The sequence below is a fragment of the Bacillus sp. REN3 genome, assembly GCF_017912555.1.
Taxonomy (GTDB): Bacteria; Bacillota; Bacilli; order Bacillales; family Cytobacillaceae; genus Mesobacillus.
In genome coordinates, this window is sequence record NZ_JAERSD010000007.1 from 1 (window position 1) to 25,719 (window position 25,719).

Here is a 25,719-nt window from a genome sequence, read left to right on the forward strand (position 1 = left end):
TGCGGCAGCATTTTTACAAGCTCAGTGAAGAAATCATCCCTTAGAATTGATTTTTCATAGAACTTTTGACACTACCTTTTAACAGGGGGAAACTTTACATGAAAAGAGTAAAACTAGAAAAGAAAAATAAAAAGGGCAACGATAGAGAAAAATCTATCGTTGCCCTTGTCAGCAACTAGTTTCTCCATCACGATCTGTAGCTCCCCATTATGGCTTTTCCTCCATAATGACAGTGGTACTCTTATTCAAAGTACCCCCAGCAAACTAAATGATGACTCACTTTAGCCTGCTTCGGCAAAATTCCCTTTCAACTGCGGTCAACGTTGTCATCCTCGCGCAGCCTACTCTTGAATCCTGCTCCTCTACCCCATCGGAATGATAAGGTTTTTTATTCAATTGCCTTAATAATATAACAATGCCCCAAACTTGGCAACTGGTTTTATTCGCCAGGCAGTTGGATGGCCGGCGATGAACCCTTTCCGCCATTATAAAATTGCGGGACTTTCCCAGGATAGTAGAAGCTGCCAATTGGAATATTCTCCTGCACCGTTGCGATCTCGGTCGCGAAAGGGATGATGATTTGTACATTTACCTTTACTCTGACCGAAACGTTTATCAGTGTGTTGTTGATCCCATGTTCCTCGGTTTCCCAGAATACGTCCGCCATGACATCGCCGATTGCATTGAACTTGACCGGAACCTTGGGGCCCATATTCCCCAGGAGCGCGTTATTCGTTGCCTGCCCCAGCGGGACATAATAAATGATTCCTTCTGTCTCCTGATCTTCATCCGTGACAATCTCGACATCGGACAACATTTCAAGCGCGGTGAGATTTCCTCTTTCCGCTTCCTTTAGATTCGTCTGGACAATATTGGTCGTCTCCGCTTTTACCCGATTGATGATTTCAGTATTGAATTTGACGACAGTGGTAGACCCATTGTCGACCGGGACAAATTCAATCACTTTATCAATATCCATACCGCTCGCGATTTTCTTATTGATTGCTTTGTTGATGACAAGTGTGGCAATCTTCCTGGTCTGGGATTCCGCATAGCTCATCAACGTCGGCTCGATTCCTTTATCGATGATCCACAGCCCTGCAGCTGTTGAAAATGAAAAAAACACAAATGTCAGCAGGAATACATACCTGAAAGGCAATGGCCCTTTCCGGGGCAGCCGCCGGCCGAATTTTGGCAAAACAAATCCCCCCTCTAAAGCTATATGTATGCTTCAGGGAGGGGAACTAGCCATAAAAACTACTATTTGCCGGCATACTCATATGTAAGAATCGTATCGCAGCTGGTTATCATCAAAGATAAATTCGACTTCAGATTTACTTCGTACGGGACAACTTTTATATGGTTTTCTTCGAGGACCCTCACGATTGGCCGTTCACTGAAGCCCGGGTTCTGTCCAGATATGACACCTTTCCTGCCATCATTCAAGTTCACTGTCAAGCCGACTGGATAAATGGCGACTGCCTTACGGAAAGCATCAACCACCATTGGATCAAATAAGGTACCGGAGCCTGAAAACAGGATTTCCAGCCCTTCATGGGGAAGCATCGCTGGACGGTAAACCCGGTTCGAGGTAACGGCGTCGAATACATCCGCGACACCAAGGATCCTGCCGAACAAATGGATACTCTCCCCTTTCAGTCCGCGGGGATACCCCGCTCCGTTCAGACGTTCATGATGCTGGTAGGCACAGTGGGCAACGACCAATGGAATAGCAGGGACCTTTCTCAGAAGCTCGAACCCATCCTCTGCATGCGCTTTGATGATCTTGAACTCTTCGGCCGTCAGCCGTCCAGGCTTTGTTAAAATCTCCTCGGGAACCATCATTTTCCCTACATCATGCAGGATGGCTCCAAGCCCAAGCTGTTCCAGCTCCTTCGGCGGGAGCTTCAGCTCAATCCCGATGGCAAGAGCATACAAGGTGACATTCAGCGAGTGGGAAAATATATAATGATCATGAAGGAAGACATCAGACAGCAGATTAAGCAATTCTTTGCTCCTGTTCAGTTCCTCCAGTAACGACTTAATCAATTGCTGGAAATTCCGGTAGGCTTTCTCGAGGATGAACGAATGAGCGAATTTCTTGTCCTTCTGGATCTGCTTGAATGCGGCTCCAATCGTCTTGATTGCCTGGACATGAAGTTCATCGGAAATCGGGTTCATTAATTTAATATCTTCCGTTTCCTTATCGATTATATAAATATAATCAATGCCGAAATCCACCAGCCTGTCCAAGATTCTTTTCTCAAGCCGCGCGCCGACGTTCAGGAGAACCTGCCCCTGATCATTATAAATCGCCTTGCCGAGCAAAGCACCTTCTTCTGCATAAGCCGTCGCTACCAGTCTCATGAACATTCCCACTTTATCTGTTTATTGTTGGAGCAAGAAAATTTTACATAAAACGACAATATTTTCTTTTATTCTATCATACCTGTCGCTCAGCGAGGAGAAGAATGTTGCATTTTGGCAAGTCTTTTGAGCTTGCTATTCCCCAAGAATGAGCTGCTCAAGGTTTACTTGTTCCTCCTGACGAATAGTAAAAAGCCGAGTGGACTAGCCATCGGCTTTTGATTTTAATTCATCAGCAGCAGGGCATCTTTCCCGGCCATGCCCCGCACTGCCCCAAGGCTCTCCGCTTCAAAGGTAACAGATTCCAAAGGGGCCTCGAGCAGTTCATCAATAGTCTTGACCCCAACAGCCCTTCCTGCTATGACTTTCCTTAGTTTCAGCTTCTCATTAAGCAGTCCGACATCAAGGGCGCCGCACATGATATACCCTTTATCTCCAGTAACGACAAGCAGGTTGGTCTTCGGCAGCCTGACCGTGATAGCAAGAAATGTCCTGTCATCTATTTCAATCGGTAACATCTCGATCATGAACACACTCTCCCTTCCCTCCCTTACACTCTATGAAGAGGGCTCAGGAAGCGTGCTGGATTGATCATTTATAAATGGTTGAAATTTTCCATTCAAGCAGATTCCTCAGAAATTCCGGGAGCCAGTATTTTTTATCCTCGGCTCTGTAGATTTGAGGGAAGAACCGGCCGAATGTGAACATATCGGGGATCGCCAATAAATATTTTTTCTTCGCCTCAATCGGCTTTCCATTGATGAATATCTCGTTCCTCTTCACTACCTCAATTCCCGCATAATCCATCACACCCATCACTGTCCCCCTGAAACCGAGGCCTTTTATTTGCAAATGCGGCCACTTTTCATCCTTCGTCTGCAATAGGACTTCCTTCAATTCCGAGCCAGTTAGTGATACGGTACATGGGTTGATTGGATGCGGGCAAATTTCAAGCAAGTCGAACTGCGTCACAGTCCCGCGGCGTAAGCCGCCAATGAGCATTCCTGCATTCATGAACGCGCAATCCGCATCACACCACTCGCGAAGGGCTTCTGTCAGCAACTTCGATAGCCTCGAACGCTCCATAGGGTCTGCTGCCAAATCCTCCGGGAGCTCGGCAACCCTTTTTTCCATCAGCTGTTTGCCAGTTCGATAATACCCTTTAGCTATTGCCTGCTGGCCTTCTGTCTGTTCTCTTTCATGCATATCATAGAGGAAGGCTTTTTTTGTTACTATCCGTTTCGTACCCTCATCGATTTCCAGTGTCACATGACCAGTATAACGGCCGTGTTTACCGGCACCGGCAAGCAGTGTATTGCCGACCTCCTTTCCTTCATGGAGGATGTGGTGGGTGTGCCCGCCAAGGATGACATCAATCTCCGGAAACCTCCCAGCAATCAGTTCATCATCATGGATGCCAAGATGCGAAAGCAAGATAACAGCGTCCGTCCTGCCATCAAGCTCACTGAGGCATCGTTCCAATTCGACAAACGGATCCGTCAGCTTCCAGCCAAGCTGCTCGTAAAAACGCGTGAAATTGGCTGTGACGCCAATGACGCCTATTCTCGTCCCAGTATTAGTTATGTAAACGTGATACGGCTTTGCCCATGCCGGCCTGCTACCATCTGGAAGATAGAGATTCGCGACAAGCATATCAAAATTTCTCCTAAGATACATCGTATCAAGGTCCTCGAATGGCAAAGTGATGCCCTCATTGTTACCGATGGTTGCTGCATCGTATCCCGCTTCATTAAGAAGCTCACAATTCGCCTTGCCCCTTGTCGCATCAGAAAGCGGATGCCAGCGGTCCATATGGTCACCGATATCAAAAATCAGCACCCCATCACCCGCCTCCTCATGCCATCGTTTCCGTTCAGCCAGCAATGCCCGGATTCCCGGCCAATGCTCTAAATGGCTGTGCAAATCATTTGTATGATAAATATGAATGACTTCTCCCATCAAACCATCAATCCTCTTAAAAAGATATCTCTTCGTATCCAATAAATCCCCTTGGTACTGGAATTCATCTCATTTTTCACAATCATATAACCAGCTATTTTCCAAAGCGCTAAATGATTGTGGTTTTTCGTTATATTATTGTTGGCTGTTCGCTCAATTGCTGCTGGATGCCGCTAAAATATTGTTTGATTTCGCTATATTGCTGTTGGCTGCCGCTAAATGGCCGACTGATCACGCTATATTCAGGTCGACTCTGCAAAATAGCCGACTGTTGACGCTAAATCAATGGTGTTTTATGGTAAATGGCTGAATGCAGGCGATAATCATAATTTTTTCATAAACAATGCCGTTAGGCTGAGTCTGCATCCACCGTAATTCAATAAAACAGGAGCAGCGCTATTATAAAAAACGCCCTCTTTTAAAATAAATCTAGCTGCCGAGGGTTCAGACCAGAATATTCTATCCTTAATAAATCGACCATCTGCCTCGCATTATCAGAGGCATCCCCACCCGAATTATTATTGAAAAGCGCATAGACCTTCGCTGTACGTTCCTCCAGCTTTTCCATTTTCCGTGCCCATTCCTTCAGTTCTGTTTCATTATAACGGTATAGATACCTGACTTCCCGCCATTCCTGGCCCCTGCCCTTCTTGTTCCACCCATGGACATTCCTGCCGTGAAAGCGGACAAGCACCTTCTGCTCAGAAGTAGGTTCCAGAACTGTCGGAATCGATCCTTCACCCGCCTGCGGCTCGTCGCAGATGCTGTGGATCCAATTTTCTTCTTTCATAAAATCAAGCGTCCGTTCCCGCATTTCGCCTGCAAACCAGGACTGGTGGCGGAACTCAAGAGCGCAGTCGATGCCATCCATCTGCTCCCTGCACCAGCGCAGGTAATCCACATTCTCACGCCGGCAATCGAACCATGGCGGGAACTGGAACAGCGTCATCGCATGCTTATTCGCTTCAATATATGGCTTCAGGGACTCTTTATATGCTTGGAACATCTCATTTTTATCCTTGAACGGGATTTCCCCGCGCTGATGCCCGGTCATCCCCTGGTACGCCTTGACGATGAATTGGAATGACTCAGGTGTATCCTGGACCCATCGGACGGCGTTTTTCACAGGCTGGACAGCATAAAAAGAGGCATCGACCTCGACTGTCGGAAAGTGGCTAGAATACTCCTTCAACTTATCCCGTGGCTGCACCTTACCGTCATATAAACTGTCATGGTCTCCCCAGCCCGTCAAGCCAACATAAATCATCCTGGGCACCCTCCCTTTTAACCTTCATGATAGCATAGTTATCATGCAAATAAGAACTAAGACATCATTTACCCTGTTTACTTTTTATACTAATTATGACATAGCTAAAATCAGCTTTTATAGTTATTTATCTCTTACCAATACATTTGGGAAAAGTCACTAAGGTTTTTCGTTAATTACAGCACTTTTGACATAATCTCTATGAATTTTGAAAGAACTTTCTACAGAATGGAAAAGAATTTTTGCGATATAAACTACTAAGAACAGGAGATCTTCTTTTTTCACAAAAAAAGGATCCACCTGCCCCAGCAGGTGGATTCCCGTCACTATCTTTTCCTGTATTTTCTTTTACGACAACATGATTGAAAGCTTTCTCCACTCGTTGGTTTTTCATTCTACTTCCAAACGAATTTCTGCTTTCATACTGAGGAGTACCGGTGACTTTTGGAGCGCTGCTTGTGCAATTTCTTCTACTTGCTTTTTGTTTGCCGTGGTTTTCGCTTTTAATGTGATAACTGGGTCAAGGATGCCGCCGTTTCCTTCTTCCAACCCTAAGAAAACAGCTGCGTTTAAATCCGCCTCTATACCAACACTTACCTCTTCTAATGTTATGCCTTGCTGGCTCGCAAGAACTTGAAAGGTGATGGAAAAACAACTTGCCGCTGTCCCAATAAGCAATTCAACGGGATTTGGCCCTTTATCAGTTCCACCTAATTGCTCCGGTTCATCTATCTTTATCGGGTCAAAATTACGGATTTTCAACGTGTTTTCAACACCGGATTTCCAATCAATTCTCGCCTGCCAATTCTTCATTTTCAGCGATGGATCCTCTTTAATCATTTTTATTGTTTGCTCTACCGCTGGAAAATTAATTCCATTCACTTATATCCCCTCCGACATTAAATAGTTGGTACATACCCATCTTACACTGAGGGGAAATTTCCGTATGTAAGGGGGATTACATATTAATGAGATGTCTAGTCTTTTATAACCCAGAGCCGATTTTCCTCATTTTTAAGTACGCCGCTTTGAATCAGTTTATTGATTAAAAAGGTGACTGTTTCTCGGGTCGAGGCAATCATACCAGCAATATCCTTATGGGTAATATATGGAGGAAGTGGATACCAGCCGTTTCTCTCATTTGTTGGGTCCATTAAACGATGAAACGCACGAATTAATCGCTCTTCTACCTTATCATAGGCGACCTGTTCCAAAATCTGCACAACTTCTTGCAATTGATTTGAAAAATAAGATAATAATTGATGCGATAATTCTGGAGTTCCAATCACTTTATCAACAATATCCTTTTTAGGCACTTTCACTACTTCTACATTTGTGAGTGCTGTTGCATACACTTTACTCACTTTGTTTGAAAAAGCGCTTGGCAAATCAATGAAATCTCCAGCACCTAATATGCCTAAAACACATTCTTTCCCGTCTTCATGTATATGCCCTATACTTACATTTCCCATTACGACCAAAAAAAGGTCGTTTTCCAATTTGTTTGGATAACTTATTTGTTCTCCACGCTTAAAGGTATACTGTAGTTCGCCTTGCCACCTTATTAACCAATCTTTATCAAATAAATGACTGGTACGACAGGGATATAAAAAATCGGATTCGATTGTAACCACACTCTCTTATGGAATATATTTACGATTTATTAAATGGGCAATTCTGTTATATATTGTCCTTATTATCTCTCATACATAAATGGAAAATGAAAAATGAATGATACTGCTTACATTACGAGTAAAATACATACTTTCATTAAATCCCATCATGTAACGATCAATTGCTTTTTTATAGAAGGTCAATAGTTCTCAAATGGAACCAGTCATGTTGTTAAGTAACGTTTTACATATTTCATATATGAATAAAAATCAACCGAAACAGGCTGAAAGTATTTTTTCCATAAGGCTCTATTAATGTTGACTATTGATTTCCGTTCCTGGCGGACGCTTTCCGCGGTCTGTCCGCGATCCTCTCCGTCGCTTCGCTCCTGCGGGGTCTCACTTCGACGCACTACTCCCGCATGAGTCAGCGCCTTCAACAGTGTTTCAAATCAACATTCTCCTTTAACACAGCCTTTCATAAAAAGACCCCCGCCACAAACATTGATGTGACGGGGGTGAAGCTATTACCCAATACTTCCTTCCATCTCGAACTTGATCAGACGGTTCATTTCAACAGCGTATTCCATTGGCAGTTCTTTGGTGAATGGCTCAATGAAGCCCATGACGATCATTTCTGTTGCTTCCTCTTCGGAGATTCCGCGGCTCATCAGGTAGAAAAGCTGCTCCTCGGAAACTTTGGAAACTTTCGCTTCGTGCTCAAGCGAAATGTTATCGTTCAGAATCTCATTATATGGAATCGTGTCCGATGTCGACTTGTTATCCATGATCAGCGTATCGCACTCGATGTTGGAGCGGGCTCCTTCCGCTTTGCGCCCGAAGTGGACGATTCCGCGGTAGGTAACTTTTCCGCCCTGCTTGGAGATGGACTTCGATACGATCGTGGAAGATGTGTTCGGTGCAAGGTGAATCATTTTCGCACCTGCATCCTGGTGCTGCCCTTTTCCGGCAATCGCGATTGACAAAGTCATGCCACGGGCGCCTTCTCCTTTCAGGATGACAGCCGGGTATTTCATTGTCAGCTTGGAACCAATGTTTCCATCGATCCATTCCATTGTTGCGTTCTCTTCGCAGACCGCGCGCTTGGTAACCAGGTTGAAGACATTATTTGCCCAGTTCTGAATTGTTGTGTAGCGGCAGTATGCATCTTTTTTGATGATGATTTCAACGACCGCGCTGTGAAGCGAGTTCGTAGTGTAAACAGGTGCCGTACATCCTTCAACATAGTGTACGTGCGCGCCTTCATCCACGATGATCAGCGTACGTTCGAACTGGCCCATGTTTTCGGAGTTGATGCGGAAGTACGCTTGAAGCGGCGTTTCCACTTTCACACCTTTTGGAACATAGATAAAGGATCCGCCGGACCAAACCGCAGAGTTCAAAGCGGCGAATTTGTTGTCTGTCGGTGGGATGACCTTCGCCCAGTGTTCACGGAAGATATCTTCATTTTCTTTTAGAGCGGAATCTGTATCCTTGAAGACGATACCCTGCGCTTCAAGTTCTTCCTTCATGTTGTGGTAGACAACCTCGGATTCATACTGCGCAGAAACACCGGCAAGGTATTTTTGCTCAGCTTCCGGAATACCAAGCTTGTCGAATGTACGCTTGATTTCTTCCGGGACTTCATCCCATGAGCGCTCAGAACGCTCGGAAGGTTTTACATAATATGTGATTTCGTCGAAGTTCAACGGAGCCAGATCCCCTCCCCATTGAGGCATCGGCATGCTGTAAAAATGCTCAAGGGATTTGAGGCGGAAGTCCAACATCCATTGAGGTTCTTCCTTAAGCTTTGAAATTTCTTCAACGATTTCACGCGTCAAGCCGCGTTTAGACCGGAAAATGGAAACGTCTTTGTCGGCAAAACCGTATTTATAATCACCGATCTCTGGCATTTTTTTAGCCATCGTCGAATTCCTCCATTCTTAAAGCGGGAAACGGTGTCCACGCTTTGCTGTTGTACTGCTGGCAGGCCAATCCCCTGCGCGTTTTGCGGCAGGAACCCAGTTACGGTTCCCCTTTATTGGCTGTCTTCCTGCAGGCCCTTCTCCATTGCCTTCCAGGCAAGAGTCGCGCATTTGATCCTTGCCGGGAATTTCGAAACACCCTGAAGTGCTTCAATATCGCCAAGATCAAGGTCTTCCTCGTCATAATCATTGCCTTGCATCATGTCGGAAAAGATTTTTGAAAGTTTGAGCGCTTCTTCGACACTTTTCCCTTTGATTGCCTGTGTCATCATCGAAGCCGAAGACATTGAAATCGAACAGCCTTCGCCTTCAAATTTCGAATCTGCCACTTTGCCGTCTTCAACTCTCATCGTTAGCTGGATGCGGTCTCCGCATGTCGGGTTGTTCATGTTGACCGTCAGGCTGCCTTCCTCCAAAACACCTTTATTCCGAGGATTCTTGTAGTGATCCATGATGACTTGCCGGTAAAGGTTATCTAAATTATTAAAAGACATCGCTGAAATACTCCTTTGTTTTGACCAGCCCTTCTACAAGCCTGTCAATGTCTTCTTCTGTATTATACAGGTAGAAGCTTGCCCGTGCAGTAGCCGATGCATTGAGCCATTTCATGAGCGGCTGTGCACAGTGATGGCCGGCGCGAACGGCAATCCCTTCTGCATCCAGTACGGTCGCTACATCGTGCGGATGGACATCATCAATGTTAAAAGTGACAAGCCCTGCACGTTTGGAAGCATCCTTCGGTCCATAGATAGTCATACCTTCTACAGCGGACAGTTTTTCAAGCGCATAGGCTGCCAGCCTGTGCTCATGATTCTCGATGTTATCCAGACCAATCTCCTGAAGGAAATCAATCGCTGCCCCGAGGCCGATTGCACCGGCAATGATTGGGGTCCCGCCTTCAAACTTCCACGGAAGCTCCTTCCATGTTGATTCGTATAGGCCGACAAAATCGATCATTTCCCCGCCAAACTCGACCGGCTCCATTTTTTCAAGCAAATGCTTCTTGCCGTACAGGACACCAATCCCTGTAGGACCACACATTTTATGCCCAGACAGTGCAAAGAAATCACAATCAAGATCCTGGACATCGATCTTCATATGGGGTGCGCTTTGCGCTCCATCCACAACCATGATCGCTCCATGCTGGTGGGCAATCTCTGCTATTTCCTTGATAGGATTCATGACGCCGAGCACATTGGATACCTGCATGATGGATACGATTTTCGTTTTATCGGTAATCGTTTCCCTTACAGTGTCAAGTGAAATCGTGCCATCCTCCTGAAGGTCGAGGTACTTCAATGTCGCTCCTGTATGCTTCGCTACCTGCTGCCATGGAATGATGTTACTGTGATGCTCCATGTAGGAGATGACGATTTCATCCCCTTCGCCAAGGTTTGCGCGTCCATAGCTGGCTGCCACCGTGTTCAAAGAGGTTGTTGTTCCGCGGGTGAAAATGATTTCCTCAATCGACTTCGCGTTGATGAACTTGCGGACCTTCTCCCTTGCTCCTTCGTAACCATCCGTGGCTCTTGTCCCGAGTGTGTGGACACCGCGATGGACGTTGGAATTATATTCACGATAATATTTTTCAAGTGCCTCAATGACTGGCACCGGCTTTTGCGACGTTGCCGCGCTGTCAAGATAGACAAGTGGGCTGCCATTGACTTCCTGATTCAAAATCGGAAATAGTTCACGGATTTCGCGAGCATTCATTATTTTACTTTCCTTTCGATTACCTCAACCAATTGCTTTTTGACTCCTTCAATTGGGAGCTCATTGACAACCGGTGCAAGGAATCCATGGATGATGAGTCGCTCTGCCTCTGTCTTAGGGATTCCACGGCTCATTAAGTAGTAAAGCTGCAATGGATCAACGCGGCCAACGGAAGCTGCGTGGCCTGCAGTTACATCATCCTCATCGATCAACAGGATAGGGTTGGCATCTCCCCGAGCTTTTTCACTCAGCATCAAAACACGGGATTCCTGCTCTGCGTTTGACTTTGATGCGCCATGTTCGATCTTGCCAATGCCGTTGAAGATGGATGTTGCGCTATCTTTGACGACACCGTGCTTCAGGATGTATCCCTCGGAATTTTTCCCGTAGTGGACGACCATGGTTGTGAAGTTCTGGACTTGTTCCCCGCGGCCGACTACGACTGATTTCGTGTCTCCGTAAGAACCGTCGCCAACAAGGTTCGTGACGTTTTCCGAAATCGTATTGCCGTCATTCATCATGCCAAGAGCCCATTCGATTCGTGCGTCCCTGTCCGCTGTGCCGCGGCGGTTCACATATGTCGTCATTCCAGCAGCAAGCGTGTCCACTGCGCCGTATTGAACTTTCGCATTCGAGCCAGCGATAACTTCCGTTACGATGTTGGCCAATCCACTCTTTGACTCTGTTGCTGAAAAATAGTTCTCAACGTAAGTCACAGAACTATTGTCTTCAGCAACCACAAGAACATGGTTGAACAGGTTCGCTTCCGCATCATCATGCAGGAAGATTGCCTGGATCGGTTTCTTTACGTGGACATTCTTGGGAACATACAAGAACGCCCCGCCGTTCATGAATGCCGCGTGCAGCGCCGTCAATCGGTTCTCATCAGGCTTGACCGCTGACATAAAGTGTTTTTTCAAAAGGTCGCTGTATTCACGGGCAGCAGTGAAAATATCAGTGAATACGACGCCCTGTTCCTGTACTTCTTTTGAAAGCTGCAGATAAGCCGGCTTGTTGTTCCGCTGGACATACAGGCTGTTGTCCAATGCTTCCTGTTCAACAAGAGCTTTTATGTCTTCAGGTAGTTCATTGAGAGAAGAAAATTCGTCACTTTTTACTAAAAGCTTTTCAAACTGTGTAAAGTTCCACTTGTCAATCTTTGTCTTATCCGGCCTTGGCATGGCAAGTCCTTCAGCTTTTCCAAGCGACTGGACGCGAAGTTGTGTCAGCCATTCCGGTTCGTTCATTTCTTTTGAAAAGGAAGAGATATACTCCTGGTCAAAAGGCAATTTCGTTTCCGTAGTCATCATAATCCCTCCAACGCTTAAGCTTCTTGCCCAACTGTTTCGTCTTCGATGCCAAGTTCCTTTTTAATCCAGTCATACCCTTCTGCTTCCAGGCGTTGCGCAAGTTCAGGTCCGCCGGATTTAACGATGCGTCCCTGCATCATGACGTGTACAAAGTCAGGTGTGATATAGTCAAGAAGTCGCTGGTAGTGGGTGATGATCAGGCAGCCGAAATCTTCTCCACGCATTTGGTTGATGCCTTTGGAAACAACCTTCAGGGCGTCAATATCAAGACCTGAGTCAATTTCGTCCAGGATGGCGATTTTCGGCTCGAGCATCATAAGCTGCAAGATTTCATTACGCTTTTTCTCACCGCCGGAGAAGCCTTCATTAAGGTAGCGTTGTGCCATATTAACATCCATTTCCAGGAATTCCATTTCCTTATCCATCTGGCGAATGAATTTCATCAATGAAATTTCATTTCCTTCGCCACGGCGGCTGTTCAATGCAGAACGAAGGAAGTCAGCATTCGTAACGCCGCTGATCTCGCTTGGGTATTGCATAGCAAGGAAAAGACCTGCGCGCGCCCTTTCGTCCACTTCCATTTCAAGAACATCCTTACCATCAAGTGTTACTGTACCATTTGTCACTTCATATTTAGGGTGACCCATGATGGAAGAAGAAAGAGTGGATTTACCAGTACCATTCGGGCCCATGATTGCATGGATTTCCCCGCCTTTTACTTCAAGGTCCACACCTTTTAATATCTTCTTCCCTTCAATCTCAACATGAAGGTCGTTAATTGATAATACAGATCCTGCCATAATAATACCTCCGTCACTATAGAAAAGATTTTAAGCCGACATTTGCGGTTTTCTATTCTATTCTCATTTTATTCTCATTCCAATCTTATAACAAATGAAATGTGTTAGCAACTCTTTCAATCAAGAAAGATTTTCATATGAAACCCTTATTTTATCTGTGTTTTGCACACAACCTGCACCATCCTATTTTTTCCCCGGAAAAGAAAATCATGTACCGGACTCCGCCCGCTGTCATTCCCTTTCTTTAAAAAGTGTAGACAGGATCCACAGGAATCCCGCCAGTTTTATATATCATCCAGAGGGCAGCCTGTTGTAGCCGTTCTTTCAGCTGCTCGTGCGCCGCTTGTGATTCACATTTTGCAAGCGAACGATCAACTTTCCTGGTGTCAGTAACGCTGTCCTCAAAAAGCATTGCACATATATATATAAAGAACCAGTGCATCGATCACACTGGTCCCCAAACTTTCCTAATATCTATATCCGTGTTTGTTATGAATGTAATTTGCGTTCGAGATCAGCTACCATCCTTTGGCTTCGCAAATATTCCTTCTCGCGTTTTTTCTCGACTTTCATTCTTGCATCATGGTCCATGCTGTACACTTCATAGCTAATTCCATGCGCTCCATGCATCGCTTTTTCCATTTCACTCGTGTAGTTCAGCTTTAGCGGACTAATAGTGAATCATCCCTTCAGTTTTACGCTTCGAAAAGCGTTTTTTTGTATTGCATTAATGACTAATGCAATCGTAACACTTTTCTTTTACCACGTTCAAAGCGGCTAAAACCGTTAATTTTTGGATATGGACTGCTGGGAATGGGTATGGAAAGCTGAACTCGGTGATTCTTACAATCCTGGCTGAATCCTCCCGAATGGAGCAAATCCCGATTATTGTCTTGGCTGGTTCAGCTCTGCAATCGCTTCCTGGACAAGGGTTACAGCCTGGCTCATCGCAGCACCGCCCCCAAATGCAGCGGTGACGCCAACTGCCTCAAGAATCTGTTCCTCTGTTGCTCCCTGGTCAAGGCATCCTTTGAGATGGTAAATAATGCAATATTCATCCTGGGAATACAAAGAAATCCCTAAAGCGATCAGCTGCTTCTCTTTCTGGCCCAATGTCCCTTCCTTGAAGCACTGCTCTGTGAACGCATTATAATGATGTGCCAATTCAGGCATTTTCTCGGTAAATATGCCAAGGCCATACTTATATTCGTACAAGGCCGCCTCAGTAGAATTCCTTGGTTCATAATGATGTTCCATTGCTTCCACTCCAATCTTATTTTTTCCAGGTTAGTATGTTTGTTTATAGGATGGACTATGCACTCATCATACGATACCGATGATTTCACAATGAAAAAGAAGGAATGATGAAAACTGAAATTGCGTTCCATCGACCAGCCCTTTGCTGGCATGAAAAAGGAATTTAATCATGGTTGGGGTTGGATCTTTCAGATGGGGTGTAAATATTTTTGGATGGACAGATGTTAACAACAAGCTGGAAAGAGGTTAATCCCTGTTGGTGGCGATATTATCCCTGTTGGAATCGATATTATCCCTGTTGGTGGCAATATTATCCCTGTTGTGCGGATATAATCCCAGCTGGAGGAGAGATTATCCCTGTTGGAATCGATATAACCCCAGTTGGAGTTGATATTATCCCTGTTGGTGGCGATATTATCCCAGTTGTGCGGATATAATCCTCGCTGGAGGCGATATTATCCCTGTTGGTGGCGAGATTACCCTGTTGAAATCGATATAATCCCAGTTGAAATCGATATAATCCCAGTTGGAATCGATATAATCCCTGTTGAAATTGATCTTATCCCTGTTGGTGGCGATATTATCCCAGTTGTGCGGATATAATCCCCGCTGGAGGAGAGATTATCCCTGTTGGAATCGATATAACCCCAGTTGGAGTTGATATTATCCCTGTTGGTGGCGATATTATCCCAGTTGTGCGGATATAATCCCCGCTGGAGGCGATATTATCCCTGTTGGTGGCGAGATTATCCCAGTTGGAATCGATATTATCCCTGTTGGAATCGATATTATCCCTGTTGGAATTGATATAATCCCAGTTGGAATCGATATTATCCCTGTTGAAATTGATCTTATCCCTGTTGGTGGCAATATTATCCCTGTTGTGCGGATATAATCCCAGCTGGAGGAGAGATTATCCCTGTTGGAATCGATATAACCCCAGTTGGAGTTGATATTATCCCTGTTGGTGGCGATATTATCCCAGTTGGTGGCGATATTATCCCTGTTGAAATCGATATTATCCCTGTTGGAATCGATATAATCCCATTTGGAATCGATATAATCCCATTTGGAATCGATATTATCCCAGTTGGAATCGATATAACCCCAGTTGGAGTTGATATTATCCCTGTTGTGCGGATATAATCCCCGCTGGAGGCGATATTATCCCTGTTGGTGGCGAGATTACCCTGTTGAAATCGATATAATCCCTGTTGTGCAGATATAATCCCAGTTGGAATCGATATTATCCCAGTTGGAATCGATATAATCCCTGTTGTGCAGATATAATCCCAGTTGGAATCGATATAATCCCTGTTGTGCAGATATTATCCCTGTTGGAATCGATATAATCCCAGTTGGAATCGATATATTCCCTGTTGTGCAGATATAATCCCAGCTGGGACCCTTTTGTTCCCCGTTGGCCAACGGGCTATAAAGTGTGACTAACCGCTAGTCATCAAAAACAATAAAAGCAGGCGTAAGCCTGCTTTTTATTTTGGATTATTCATTTACTGGCACAACTGCACCTTTGTATTTATCAAGGATGAAATCCTGGATTTCCTTTGAATGAAGGACTTCCACCAAAGCTTTGATTGCTTCTTTGTCCTTATCGCCTTTGCGGACTGCAAGGACATTCACGTATGGGGAATCTTTTTCTTCAATTGCGATGGCATCCTTCAGGGGATTCAGTCCAGCATCGATTGCGTAGTTTGAGTTGATGAGGACTGCGTCGCCTTCTCCATTATTAAAGATTTGCGGAAGGAGCGCTGCTTCAAATTCTGTATCGAACTTCAAGTTTTTAGGGTTTTCTTCTATATCATCAATTGTAGCCTTAACTTTGTCGACTCCGGCTTTAAGCTTGATCAGACCTTCTTTTTCAAGCATGGTCAGGATCCGGCCATGGTCTGCGACAGAGCTGCTCATGATGATTTTCGCTCCTTTTGGAAGATCCTCAAGGCTCTTGTATTCTTTCGAGTATACACCGATTGGTTCGATGTGGATTCCGCCTGCGATTTCGAACTTGTATCCATTGTCAGCCATTTGCGCTTCCAGATAAGGAATGTGCTGGAAGTAGTTTGCGTCCAATTCTTTTGAATCCAAAGCCTGGTTTGGAACGATATAATCATTGAAAGTTTCGATTTTAAGTTCATAGCCCTTCTTTTCCAGCAAAGGCTTTGCTTCTTCAAGAATTTCCGCATGCGGGACATTCGAGGCACCCACAACGATTTTCTTGTTTTCCTTGTCGCCTTCGGATTTTTCCTCTGAAGTTCCGCAAGCTGTAAGCATGATGGTCAAAGATATTGTTAAAAGTGCAACCAACCATTTTTTCATCTCTTTTTCTCTCCTTATCGTTTGTCGATTTTTCTTGTAATGAAATCTCCTAAGAACTGAATTGCAAACACGATCACCAGGATAATGATTGTTGCCATCAATGTGACGTCATTGCGGCTGCGCTGGAAGCCTTCCATGTAGGCAAGGTTCCCGAGGCCGCCTGCACCGATGACACCTGCCATCGCTGTATAACTCACAAGCGCGATGGCTGTCACGGTAATCCCGGATACTAGCGCGGGCATTGATTCGGGAAGAAGGACTTTCCAAATGATCGTTGTCGTTTTTGCGCCCATCGATTTCGCCGCCTCGATGACCCCTTTATCAATTTCGCGAAGGCCAATCTCTACCATCCTTGCATAGAAGGGTGCGGCTCCAATGATCAGTGCCGGCAAAGCCGCGTTCACACCAATCATTGATCCCAGGATCAGTTTTGTAAAAGGAATCAGCAGGACAATCAGAATTATGAATGGGATGGATCGGAAAATATTGACGAATCCGCTTAGCACGGCGTTCACCGGCCGATTTTCCCAGATATTCCCCTTGGATGTCAGAAACAGCAGCAATCCTAAAATCGCTCCGAGAATGAATGTCGCCAGCACTGAAATAGCGCTCATGTACAATGTTTCAAGTGTCGCTTCCCACATCCGATCCCAATTGACATTCGGAAAGAATTTCTCAGCCATGTGACATCACCTCCACGCCAACTTCATGCTGTCCGATAAATTCGATTGCGTGGTCCAGGTCACTTTCTTCCCCGTCGAGGTGAATGAACAGCGTCCCATAAGAGCCATTTTGCGTCTGCGATATTTTCCCCTGGACGATATTCACCGTCACTGGGAATTGACGGATCAAGTTCGTGATGAGCGGCTGCTCGACTCCCTCGCCGACGAAGGTCAATTGGACAACACGGCCCTTAGGGTACTTTGAAAGCAAGTGCTCGACTGTTTCCTTTGTTTCCTCAGGCTCTGTCACCTGCTGGACGAACCTTTTGGTAATCGGCTGCTGCGGTTTTTTAAATACTTGGAGAACAGGTCCTGTTTCAACGATCCTGCCCTCCTCCATGACTGCGACACGATGGCAGATCTTTCGGATGACATGCATTTCATGGGTAATCAGGACAATGGTAAGACCAAGCCTTTTGTTAATATCAACAAGCAGGTCAAGAATCTGGTCGGTTGTCTGCGGATCGAGTGCAGACGTTGCTTCATCCCCAAGAAGGACCTTCGGATTGTTAGCCAGGGCGCGCGCAATGCCAACCCTTTGCTTTTGCCCGCCGCTTAACTGTGATGGATAGGCATCCCCTCTGCCGTCCAGTCCGACGAGTGTGATCAATTCTTTTACCCGCTTCTCTCTTTCCACCTTTGGAACACCAGCGATTTCAAGCGGGAACGCAATATTTTCAGCCACTGTCCTCGACCAAAGGAGGTTGAAGTGCTGGAAAATCATGCTGATTTCCTGCCGCGCTTTCCTGAGCCCGGCGCCCCTGATTCTTGAGACCTCCCTGCCTGCCACGACGACAGAGCCTGAAGTCGGAAGTTCAAGACCGTTCAGCATCCGGATCAGCGTACTTTTCCCCGCTCCGCTATAGCCTATGACTCCAAAGATTTCCCCTTCCTTGATCTCAAGGTTCACATCATCTACTGCCTTGACTTCCCCATTTTTTGAAGGGTAGATTTTCCTTGCGTTCTTAATCGTAATCAAATGACTCACCCTCTTTGCATTCCGTTTAGTTCACCGTTTTAAAAAGCTGCCAGCCTCATTTCCACTTCCGGTATTAATTGAAAGAAAAAATGGTTTTTCCGGCAAAGCGATGGCCGCCGCAGCCGGGATAGTAAAAATAAATGCCTTCCTGCAATGAGCAGAAAGGCATAAACATATATGGTTCCTTTCTCTCATCTTCCAAAGCACATAGCTTTGAGTGAATTGGCACCATTTCAACAAGATCGCTTGCTGATGGTTGCCGGGCTTCGCAGGGCACTTCCCTCCACCTCTCTTGATAAGAGCAATGCTATTAAATTATACAAACGGTTTTTTCACCATGCATGTGATTCTATCACGGAATAAAAAGGAGTGTCAACTATATAGCCCATATAAAGCAAATGGAATGTATTGGGTTCTCGATCAATCCCTTGCTGCCGCTCCCTGGACACCAGTCGCCTTTTCGATTGCCTGTTCTAGGTCCGCGGTGATATCTTCAATGTTCTCAATGCCGACTGACAGCCTGATCAAATCTTCCGGGACGCCAGCTGCCTTCAGTCCTTCTTCATCCAGCTGTTGATGGGTCGTGCTGGCAGGATGGATGATCAAGCTCTTCGCATCGCCAACATTCGCAACATGAGACCATAGCTTGACTGAGTTGATCAGCTTTGCTCCAGCCTCCCGTCCCCCTTCAATTCCGAAAACGACTACAGAACCCGCGCCTTTTGGCAAATATTTTGCGGCTAGCTCCTTATCAGGGTGGGATTCATTTCCCGGATAAGAAACCCAGGTAACGGCAGGATGGGATTCAAGGTATTGGACGAGCTTATTTGTATTTGCGACATGTTCCTTCATACGGACATGCAGCGTCTCGAGTCCGAGATTGAACTGGAATGCGCTTTGAGGGCTCAGGGACGGCCCCAAATCACGAAGAAGCTGGACCCTCGCTTTCACGATATAAGCGGCAGCCCCGATCGCTTCGCTATAGACGAGATCATGGTAGCTTGAATCCGGCTCATTGAATCCCGGGAACTTTGGCGATTTCCAATTGAACTTCCCTCCATCAACAATGATTCCGCCAAGAACTGTTCCATTTCCAAGGAGCCACTTAGTTGCAGAGTGGACGACAATGTCGGCTCCATGGTCAATCGGCCTGCATAAATACGGTGTTGCGAACGTATTGTCAATAATCAGCGGTATGCCTGATTCATGAGCGATGCTGGCAACCGCTTCGATATCAAGTACGCGCAGGCTTGGATTCCCGATCGTCTCCGCAAAAATCGCTTTTGTCTTCGGTGTGATTGCCTGCCGGAAGTTTTCCGTGTCGACAGGATCGACAAGACGTACAGTAATCCCGTATTTAGGAAGCGTCACGGCAAATAAATTATATGTCCCCCCGTAGAGATTTGATGCTGCGACAATTTCATCCCCTGCGTGGGCAATGTTCAATATCGCCATTGTGATGGCTGCCATTCCGCTGGACAACGCAAGCGCGCCTACCCCTCCTTCAAGCAGAGCCACTTTTTCCTCAAGCGCTGTCACAGTAGGGTTATGGATCCGCGAATAAATATAGCCTGGTTCTTTTAGAGCAAAAAGATCCGCTGCATGCCCCGTATTCTCGAACTGGAACGCATTGCTCGAATAAATCGGGAGCGATCTCGCGCCTGTTTCTGGGTCCGGCGACTGTCCCCCATGCACACTTAAGGTTTCAATCTTGTAATTACGCTGTTGCTCAGTCATTTCCATCTCCCCATTCATTTTAGTTTCCATCCAGGAAAGAAAGATTAAAAAACCCTCTTCCTAAGAAGAGGGTTTGTTATCGTCTCTCCTTATCTTTCAAAGCAAAACGCTTTGATGGAATTAGCACCGTGTCACATAACCGGTTGCCGGGCTTCATAGGGCCAGTCCCTCCGCCTCTCTTGATAAGAATATTCTGTTTTTTTGCGTTAAAGTGATAATAGCATGCAGAAGGAAATTGGTCAATCATTTTTTGACTTTTCGGGAAATGAATCATTTGGCCAACGGGCTGGCAAGATAGAAGATGGATTCAAGGGCGAGCAATTCCCTGAAACTTCCTGATACTCGCAAATCACCTGCCTGTACACCATCCCTTAGTTTCATCTCTCCATCAAGCAAACGTGCGATGGCGTCTTTCGATCCTTTGATCGTCACATTTCTCCATGCAGCTTGTTGATCCGGATCCGTCGTCACTTTGCCATTGTAAAAGTACAAATAAACCGTTTCGGTGTCTGTTTCCATCTCAAGCCCGCAATTCATCTTTCTCACGAGCTCCATAAGATGTCCCTTATCTGATATGCCTTCCGTAAACCTTTTGGCTCTTTCCTGCATTCTGCTCATCTCCCTTACATACAATATTCCTTCCATTAGAAGAAAACCCTGCAAGATTTCTTCGACAAATAGCATGTATGGGACCGGCAATTTCCGAGGTATATCCTGGAATTCCACAGAATAAATTTCTTCTGTTCCAATCAATCTGTTCAAACTATTTGATCCTCTTAGAATGATTCAGAAAACGACCATATTTTTAGAAAACAGCCTTTTCTTAACCGCAATTCATCACTCCTATAGCTAAGACTCTTTAGCAAAAGGCAAGAAAAGTCCAATGAGCTTTTGGACATTGAACCGGCCAGGATCTTACCTGGCGGATTCCTCTTTTCCATAGAAAAAACGGCACACATGGCCGTTTTTCAGGTGAGTTTATTCAGCTTCTCATACAGGTAGGGAACAGATTGGAAGGCATAAACCTTTTCCTTCACCCTGCCTTCATTAAGGATGACCAGGCACGGTACACTTTCAATTTGGAATCGTTCAGCTATTTCCGGCAAATAGTTCAGGTCTGCTTTCCCAGCAGGCGTATCAGGGAGCAGCTGCTCGACTACTTCAAGCATCTTCCCTGCAACCTGGCATGTTCCGCACATTGGTGTATAAAAGTAAAGGTAACCTGTACTCTTTGTTTCTAAAGATGTTTCGATTTCTTCCTTCGTCCATTCCTTCATCCAAGCTTCATCCTTTTTCTAAATACTCTGTATGGACATCCATGTTCGCTCCAGTCAAAATCGTGGCGAGATGATTTCTTGGCGCAGTCGCTACTTCCTTGTACATCTTATCAATGTATAAATGATTTGCTTCCGGGAATTCCCGTTTGAATTGCTTCCTCATTTTTTCTCCAGATGAATCGGCATCCACAAGGATGTAGACATCTTTGTCAAAAAGTGAATCGATCAGCTCATCAAGCTTTGAAATTCCAATGGTCCCATTTGTACAAATAACCTCGACAGGCTCCTTTAAAACTGAAAGTACCTTCCGCTTATCAGACGAACCTTCCACAATGATAACCTTATTCTGATTGTCGTCCATCGTCATAACCACCTATGCAACAGATAATAACTGCTTTATTACATTATAAACATTGCTAAATCATTTGTGATGTATTTCTATTGTTACTGAGATTGCTATATAATGCAAAAAAAGCGGCCTAGCTGGAAGGTAATTTTACGTATTGGAATCGAATGCTTTCTGCGCTCGTTTTTTCCAGGGATTTATGGAGCTTGAGCTGCCGTTTACACTTTGTTTTTTTCTATTCTTAAATCCGGGGCACTCGGGGTTTTTCTCTCTCAGACAGTTGGATTCTGTATTTTTTCCTTTGCGCCCCCTCGCAACCGTTCGATATTTACAATACGGTGATTGATGCTGGATTCCCGGGGATATACACACCACTTATCTACCATGCACGGGCTGCGCTGGATTTTCGTGCGATGAAAGCCTGCTTTATTCGTCCGGACTGCCGGCTTACTCCTTCAAACATATTTGAGTGGTTATGGGGTGAATATTTTCAGCTATTAAAAACAGCGGCTCAAAATGGCCGCTGATCCGTATTTCAACACCAGCCGCCCTCATCGCAATCAGTATACCTTGGCTCTGATTGGTCAGGGATTGAAATATGCTGGTATATTCTATTTTGTTGGGATTCAAAATGATGCTCGAGGTCGAGCTGCGTTCCTTCAGGAAGCGAAATTTTTCCGATTGGTTCATTTTCCAGATAAAGCTGGATTCCGCCTTTTTCAAGCTTGCCTGTCACTCTTTCAGTAACATCCAGTTTCTGCTGTTTCAATGTCATCGCCTTCTACCCCTTTCATGTTTCCTTTTGCCTCTAGTTTGTCCAATTAACCCTGAAAGGAGCTTGGAAATTTGCAGAAGAATGGAATGGCCGGGATAAAAAGCCGTTATCATCAAGAAACAGCTTTTTTGCCCTCTACTTCCTTATCCAGTTCATTGGCATAGTGAACAACATAAAAAAACGCCCTGAAGAGCAGGACGTTCTCGTTTGGGTTTATTCCTTTGTCATTTCTTCGTATTGTTCTGCAGTCATGAGCTTGTCGACTTCGCCGCTGTCAGATGGCTCAACGACAATCATCCACGCTTTTTCATATGGAGATTCGTTCACGAACTCAGGGCTGTCATTCAAGTCTTCGTTAATTTCGACTACCTTGCCGCTGATTGGAGCGTAGAGCTCGGACACCGTTTTTACAGATTCGACACTGCCAAACGGCTCATCAGCGGTGATTTCATCGCCAACTTCCGGAAGCTCGACGAATACGATGTCTCCTAGTTCGGATTGGGCGAAATCAGTGATGCCCACACGAACCTTTTCCCCTTCTACCTTTACCCATTCGTGTTCTTCAGAATAACGCAACTCTTTTGGTGTGTTCATTAACTATCCCTCCATTTTCATATCTCTATCGATAAATATCGATGGGACCAAACTTAAAGCCAGGCTTTTTCATATTCATCCTCTTTGAAGCCTACGGTAACTCTATTCCCGTCTGTCATCAGCGGGCGCTTGATCAGCATTCCATCTGAGGCGAGCAAATCGAGAAGCTCGTCCCTCGAAGCCGTCTTCATTTTGTCTTTCATGCCCAATTCTCGATACTTTTGGCCACTCGTATTAAAAAATTTCTTAATCTCAAGGCCGCTTGCATCAATCATCTTTTCAAGCTCCGGGCGGGAAGGCGGGTTTTCGACAATATGTACATCATTATAGGCTACTTCGTGCTGATCAAGCCATTTCTTCGCATTCCTGCATGTACCGCATTTCGGGTACCAGTAAAACGTCTTTGCCATTCTCTCACCACCCTCTGTTAGTATCCCTAAAATGAATGCCTCTAAACGGATAGTAACACATCAGGGAGGCTGAATTCTAATATTCCGTGTCCGATTATGCCGATTTTTCCGCATCCTTTATTTATTTCAACAAATCTCGGGAAATTCCTCCTGAAGGTCCAAAAAAATAACCGCAATAATGAAACGGATACCCCCAAAAAAACGTTGGCCAACTAAGATAAATAGCTCCCCCTGTTTTCCAGGGGGAGCACGATTTAAAATTGGATGGCTTGCAGTTCTTTAAGCAGTGGAGCTTGGCACTCCAGGCTGACCGCTTTCCATAGGGGGAGACGAATCCCCATGGCCCGCTGCTCCTGCCGGGGGCCGAGCACTTCTGCTCTATTCCCCAATCAACTTTTCTTCAAAAGAATTTGTTCGCTTTCAAAACGAATGCCAAAAATCTTTGAGAGAAAAGCGCTCAATTAAACGAGGAATCGTTCTGCTTCGATCAGGTTACCGGCTGCTTCGCGCTTTTTAGCGATTACATTGATCGGTGTATGTCTGGTGAACTTACGCAGTGCGGAAGTCAGCATGCGAAGCGCATCACCTTCTTCTGTTGCCACAAGAGTTTCTTTCGCATCACGTTCGATTTCATTGAACGCTTCTTGGCAGAAGATCTGAGTATAGAGAAGCTTCTGCTTGCTCTTTTCCAGGCCATCCTTCGCTATCGCTTTTTCCGTGCGGAGGACGGCAGATTCCATTGCATATGCATTGGAAATGATATCAGCAATGTTCACAAGGATTTCCTGTTCTTTTTCAAGTGCCTTTCCGAACTTCTGTGCTGCGAGGCCAGCTGCAAGAAGGCCGATTTTCTTTGCGTTCTTGACGAGATACTTCTCCTGGGCCAGCGGCTCATCCCCTGGCTCTTCAGGCATCAGCATCATCAGTTCTTCCTGGAGTGCCTGGGCTTTTTGAAGCAGCGGCAGCTCGCCCTTCATCGCTTTGCGAAGGTAAGTACCTGGAACCAGTAGGCGGTTGATTTCATTTGTACCTTCGAAGATCCTGTTGATTCTTGAGTCGCGGTACGCTCTTTCAATTTCATATTCCTGCATGAAACCATAGCCGCCATGGAGCTGGACGCCCTCATCGACGACGTAGTCAAGAGTTTCTGTCGCAAACACTTTATTCAACGAGCATTCGATCGCATACTCGGCAATCGAAGCGGCAACCGCTTTGCCGTTGTTGATTTCTTCATCCGTCAGCCTGCTCATTCTTTCTTCGAATAAGCCGACAGTACGGTAGACGGAGCTTTCTGTTGCATAGATTTTCGAAGCCATCGTAGCAAGCTTTTCTTTAGTCAGGTTGAATTGGGAAATCGGTGTATTGAACTGCTGGCGCTGGTTGGTGTACTTCACAGTCAGGCCAAATGCATTCTTCGCGCCGCCTGTCGCGCCTACACCCAGCTTGTAACGGCCGATATTCAAGATATTGAAGGCGATGATATGGCCTTTTCCTGCTTCCCCTAACAGGTTTTCCACCGGTACCTGCGCGTCTTCCAGGATCAGTGTACGGGTAGAGGAGCTCTTGATGCCCATTTTCTTCTCTTCGGCACCAACGGATACACCAGGGAATTCCCTTTCAACAATGAAAGTAGAGAATTGTTCGCCATCGATTTTTGCGTACACAACGAATACATCCGCAAAGCCTGCATTTGTGATCCATTGCTTTTCCCCATTAAGGATGTAGTGTGTCCCTTCGGCGTTGAGCTTCGCTGTTGTCCTTGCCCCTAAAGCATCGGATCCGGAGCCTGGTTCTGTCAGCGCGTAAGCAGCAAGCTTTTCACCTGTCGCCAATGCTGGAAGGTACTTTTGCTTCTGTTCTTCATTGCCGAACAGGACGATCGGCAGGGACCCAATCCCAACGTGTGCTCCGTGGGAAATGGAGAATCCGCCTGCCCTTGCCATTTTTTCAGCGATCAATGCAGAGCTTATTTTATCAAGGCTTAGCCCGCCGTATTCTTCAGGAACATCAGCGCCAAGCAGCCCCAGTTCGCCAGCTGCCTTCAACAGCTTCACAGAACGATCGAATTCATGGTTCTCAATGTGCTCCACTTGTGGCAGAACTTCATTTTCAATGAAATCTTCTGTCATTTTCGCAATCATTTTATGCTCGTCAGTATAGTCTTCCGGCGTGAAGACCTGATCGTACGTTACATCTTCAATTAGGAAGCTTCCGCCTTTAACCAGCTTTTCTGTTTGATTTGACATGCTTGTTTCCTCCTGTCTTTTCCGTAAG

General features: G+C 45.6%; 25 protein-coding genes and 3 riboswitches. All 25 genes read right to left on the reverse strand.

Annotated elements, in window-relative coordinates; genetic code table 11:
* Positions 1 to 189: 189 nt before the first annotated feature.
* Positions 190 to 373, reverse strand: a riboswitch (Lysine riboswitch).
* A 66-nt stretch (positions 374 to 439) separates the two neighbouring features.
* Positions 440 to 1,198, reverse strand: a complete 759-nt coding sequence (yunB, locus tag JJQ88_RS07990; protein WP_210365220.1) for a sporulation protein YunB — start codon at positions 1,196 to 1,198, stop codon at positions 440 to 442.
* A 62-nt stretch (positions 1,199 to 1,260) separates the two neighbouring features.
* A complete protein-coding gene (locus tag JJQ88_RS07995; RefSeq protein ID WP_210365221.1) occupies positions 1,261 to 2,367 on the reverse strand; it encodes an HD-GYP domain-containing protein in 1,107 nt (368 codons plus the stop codon).
* Between the two features lie 224 nt (positions 2,368 to 2,591).
* Complete coding sequence (locus tag JJQ88_RS08000) at positions 2,592 to 2,894, reverse strand: YunC family protein (protein ID WP_210365222.1); 303 nt, start codon at positions 2,892 to 2,894, stop codon at positions 2,592 to 2,594.
* Between the two features lie 64 nt (positions 2,895 to 2,958).
* The gene (locus JJQ88_RS08005) at positions 2,959 to 4,368 is read right to left on the reverse strand and encodes a bifunctional metallophosphatase/5'-nucleotidase (protein WP_349237111.1); all 1,410 of its coding nucleotides are present in this window, start codon (positions 4,366 to 4,368) and stop codon (positions 2,959 to 2,961) included.
* A 376-nt stretch (positions 4,369 to 4,744) separates the two neighbouring features.
* Entirely contained in the window at positions 4,745 to 5,593 is an 849-nt protein-coding gene (locus JJQ88_RS08010; RefSeq protein WP_210365223.1) for a DUF72 domain-containing protein, read from the reverse strand.
* A 390-nt stretch (positions 5,594 to 5,983) separates the two neighbouring features.
* The gene (locus JJQ88_RS08015) at positions 5,984 to 6,475 is read right to left on the reverse strand and encodes an OsmC family protein (protein ID WP_210365224.1); all 492 of its coding nucleotides are present in this window, start codon (positions 6,473 to 6,475) and stop codon (positions 5,984 to 5,986) included.
* Positions 6,476 to 6,570: 95 nt separating this feature from the next.
* Positions 6,571 to 7,227: a Crp/Fnr family transcriptional regulator gene (locus JJQ88_RS21665; RefSeq protein ID WP_210365225.1), complete on the reverse strand. Its 657-nt coding sequence runs from the start codon at positions 7,225 to 7,227 to the stop codon at positions 6,571 to 6,573.
* A 506-nt stretch (positions 7,228 to 7,733) separates the two neighbouring features.
* The gene (gene sufB, locus JJQ88_RS08025) at positions 7,734 to 9,131 is read right to left on the reverse strand and encodes a Fe-S cluster assembly protein SufB (protein WP_210365226.1); all 1,398 of its coding nucleotides are present in this window, start codon (positions 9,129 to 9,131) and stop codon (positions 7,734 to 7,736) included.
* Positions 9,132 to 9,244: 113 nt separating this feature from the next.
* The gene (sufU, locus tag JJQ88_RS08030; RefSeq protein WP_210365227.1) at positions 9,245 to 9,685 is read right to left on the reverse strand and encodes a Fe-S cluster assembly sulfur transfer protein SufU; all 441 of its coding nucleotides are present in this window, start codon (positions 9,683 to 9,685) and stop codon (positions 9,245 to 9,247) included.
* Complete coding sequence (locus tag JJQ88_RS08035) at positions 9,675 to 10,904, reverse strand: cysteine desulfurase (protein ID WP_210365228.1); 1,230 nt, start codon at positions 10,902 to 10,904, stop codon at positions 9,675 to 9,677. The genes sufU and JJQ88_RS08035 overlap by 11 nt, the downstream gene beginning before the upstream one ends.
* Positions 10,904 to 12,211 carry a Fe-S cluster assembly protein SufD gene (gene sufD / locus JJQ88_RS08040; RefSeq protein WP_210365229.1) on the reverse strand — a complete coding sequence of 436 codons (1,308 nt, stop codon included), beginning with the start codon at positions 12,209 to 12,211 and terminating at the stop codon, positions 10,904 to 10,906. Before sufD ends, JJQ88_RS08035 begins: the two co-directional genes overlap by 1 nt.
* Positions 12,212 to 12,228: 17 nt before the next feature.
* Entirely contained in the window at positions 12,229 to 13,014 is a 786-nt protein-coding gene (sufC, locus tag JJQ88_RS08045) for a Fe-S cluster assembly ATPase SufC (protein ID WP_210365230.1), read from the reverse strand.
* A gap of 489 nt (positions 13,015 to 13,503) precedes the next feature.
* A complete protein-coding gene (locus tag JJQ88_RS21825) occupies positions 13,504 to 13,656 on the reverse strand; it encodes a YuzK family famiily protein (RefSeq protein ID WP_481748286.1) in 153 nt (50 codons plus the stop codon).
* Between the two features lie 243 nt (positions 13,657 to 13,899).
* Positions 13,900 to 14,271 carry a carboxymuconolactone decarboxylase family protein gene (locus JJQ88_RS08050; RefSeq protein WP_210365231.1) on the reverse strand — a complete coding sequence of 124 codons (372 nt, stop codon included), beginning with the start codon at positions 14,269 to 14,271 and terminating at the stop codon, positions 13,900 to 13,902.
* Positions 14,272 to 15,774: 1,503 nt separating this feature from the next.
* The gene (locus JJQ88_RS08055) at positions 15,775 to 16,605 is read right to left on the reverse strand and encodes a MetQ/NlpA family ABC transporter substrate-binding protein (RefSeq protein ID WP_210365232.1); all 831 of its coding nucleotides are present in this window, start codon (positions 16,603 to 16,605) and stop codon (positions 15,775 to 15,777) included.
* A gap of 14 nt (positions 16,606 to 16,619) precedes the next feature.
* On the reverse strand, positions 16,620 to 17,288 hold the full coding sequence (locus tag JJQ88_RS08060) for a methionine ABC transporter permease (RefSeq protein WP_210365233.1): 669 nt from the start codon (positions 17,286 to 17,288) through the stop codon (positions 16,620 to 16,622).
* Complete coding sequence (locus tag JJQ88_RS08065; RefSeq protein WP_210365234.1) at positions 17,281 to 18,306, reverse strand: methionine ABC transporter ATP-binding protein; 1,026 nt, start codon at positions 18,304 to 18,306, stop codon at positions 17,281 to 17,283. Before JJQ88_RS08065 ends, JJQ88_RS08060 begins: the two co-directional genes overlap by 8 nt.
* Positions 18,307 to 18,494: 188 nt before the next feature.
* Positions 18,495 to 18,608, reverse strand: a riboswitch (SAM riboswitch).
* A gap of 118 nt (positions 18,609 to 18,726) precedes the next feature.
* Positions 18,727 to 20,043 carry an O-acetylhomoserine aminocarboxypropyltransferase/cysteine synthase family protein gene (locus JJQ88_RS08070; protein ID WP_210365235.1) on the reverse strand — a complete coding sequence of 439 codons (1,317 nt, stop codon included), beginning with the start codon at positions 20,041 to 20,043 and terminating at the stop codon, positions 18,727 to 18,729.
* An 86-nt stretch (positions 20,044 to 20,129) separates the two neighbouring features.
* A riboswitch (SAM riboswitch) is annotated at positions 20,130 to 20,232 on the reverse strand.
* 81 nt (positions 20,233 to 20,313) lie between these two features.
* Positions 20,314 to 20,805, reverse strand: a complete 492-nt coding sequence (locus JJQ88_RS08075) for an SCP2 sterol-binding domain-containing protein (protein ID WP_210365236.1) — start codon at positions 20,803 to 20,805, stop codon at positions 20,314 to 20,316.
* Positions 20,806 to 21,011: 206 nt separating this feature from the next.
* Positions 21,012 to 21,320 carry a thioredoxin family protein gene (locus tag JJQ88_RS08080; protein WP_210365237.1) on the reverse strand — a complete coding sequence of 103 codons (309 nt, stop codon included), beginning with the start codon at positions 21,318 to 21,320 and terminating at the stop codon, positions 21,012 to 21,014.
* A gap of 7 nt (positions 21,321 to 21,327) precedes the next feature.
* Positions 21,328 to 21,681 carry a toprim domain-containing protein gene (locus JJQ88_RS08085; protein WP_210365238.1) on the reverse strand — a complete coding sequence of 118 codons (354 nt, stop codon included), beginning with the start codon at positions 21,679 to 21,681 and terminating at the stop codon, positions 21,328 to 21,330.
* 520 nt (positions 21,682 to 22,201) lie between these two features.
* On the reverse strand, positions 22,202 to 22,441 hold the full coding sequence (locus JJQ88_RS08090) for a YusG family protein (protein ID WP_210365239.1): 240 nt from the start codon (positions 22,439 to 22,441) through the stop codon (positions 22,202 to 22,204).
* Positions 22,442 to 22,654: 213 nt separating this feature from the next.
* On the reverse strand, positions 22,655 to 23,035 hold the full coding sequence (gcvH, locus tag JJQ88_RS08095; protein ID WP_210365240.1) for a glycine cleavage system protein GcvH: 381 nt from the start codon (positions 23,033 to 23,035) through the stop codon (positions 22,655 to 22,657).
* 53 nt (positions 23,036 to 23,088) lie between these two features.
* Entirely contained in the window at positions 23,089 to 23,445 is a 357-nt protein-coding gene (locus JJQ88_RS08100) for an arsenate reductase family protein (RefSeq protein ID WP_210365241.1), read from the reverse strand.
* A gap of 461 nt (positions 23,446 to 23,906) precedes the next feature.
* The gene (locus tag JJQ88_RS08105) at positions 23,907 to 25,691 is read right to left on the reverse strand and encodes an acyl-CoA dehydrogenase family protein (RefSeq protein WP_210365242.1); all 1,785 of its coding nucleotides are present in this window, start codon (positions 25,689 to 25,691) and stop codon (positions 23,907 to 23,909) included.
* Positions 25,692 to 25,719: the final 28 nt, after the last annotated feature.

Coding starts and splice junctions, on each gene's coding strand:
- JJQ88_RS08000 (WP_210365222.1), bottom strand. CDS start 2,894: ATGATCGAGATGTTACCGATTGAAATAGATGACAGGACATTTCTTGCT.
- JJQ88_RS08060 (WP_210365233.1), bottom strand. CDS start 17,288: ATGGCTGAGAAATTCTTTCCGAATGTCAATTGGGATCGGATGTGGGAA.
- sufC (WP_210365230.1), bottom strand. CDS start 13,014: ATGGCAGGATCTGTATTATCAATTAACGACCTTCATGTTGAGATTGAA.
- JJQ88_RS08100 (WP_210365241.1), bottom strand. CDS start 23,445: ATGGCAAAGACGTTTTACTGGTACCCGAAATGCGGTACATGCAGGAAT.
- JJQ88_RS21825 (WP_481748286.1), bottom strand. CDS start 13,656: ATGGAAAAAGCGATGCATGGAGCGCATGGAATTAGCTATGAAGTGTAC.
- JJQ88_RS08105 (WP_210365242.1), bottom strand. CDS start 25,691: ATGTCAAATCAAACAGAAAAGCTGGTTAAAGGCGGAAGCTTCCTAATT.
- gcvH (WP_210365240.1), bottom strand. CDS start 23,035: ATGAACACACCAAAAGAGTTGCGTTATTCTGAAGAACACGAATGGGTA.
- JJQ88_RS08055 (WP_210365232.1), bottom strand. CDS start 16,605: ATGAAAAAATGGTTGGTTGCACTTTTAACAATATCTTTGACCATCATG.
- JJQ88_RS08080 (WP_210365237.1), bottom strand. CDS start 21,320: ATGAAGGAATGGACGAAGGAAGAAATCGAAACATCTTTAGAAACAAAG.
- JJQ88_RS08010 (WP_210365223.1), bottom strand. CDS start 5,593: ATGATTTATGTTGGCTTGACGGGCTGGGGAGACCATGACAGTTTATAT.
- JJQ88_RS08090 (WP_210365239.1), bottom strand. CDS start 22,441: ATGACATTGAAACAGCAGAAACTGGATGTTACTGAAAGAGTGACAGGC.
- sufB (WP_210365226.1), bottom strand. CDS start 9,131: ATGGCTAAAAAAATGCCAGAGATCGGTGATTATAAATACGGTTTTGCC.
- sufD (WP_210365229.1), bottom strand. CDS start 12,211: ATGACTACGGAAACGAAATTGCCTTTTGACCAGGAGTATATCTCTTCC.
- sufU (WP_210365227.1), bottom strand. CDS start 9,685: ATGTCTTTTAATAATTTAGATAACCTTTACCGGCAAGTCATCATGGAT.
- JJQ88_RS08070 (WP_210365235.1), bottom strand. CDS start 20,043: ATGACTGAGCAACAGCGTAATTACAAGATTGAAACCTTAAGTGTGCAT.
- JJQ88_RS08035 (WP_210365228.1), bottom strand. CDS start 10,904: ATGAATGCTCGCGAAATCCGTGAACTATTTCCGATTTTGAATCAGGAA.
- JJQ88_RS07995 (WP_210365221.1), bottom strand. CDS start 2,367: ATGAGACTGGTAGCGACGGCTTATGCAGAAGAAGGTGCTTTGCTCGGC.
- JJQ88_RS08085 (WP_210365238.1), bottom strand. CDS start 21,681: ATGGACGACAATCAGAATAAGGTTATCATTGTGGAAGGTTCGTCTGAT.
- JJQ88_RS08050 (WP_210365231.1), bottom strand. CDS start 14,271: ATGGAACATCATTATGAACCAAGGAATTCTACTGAGGCGGCCTTGTAC.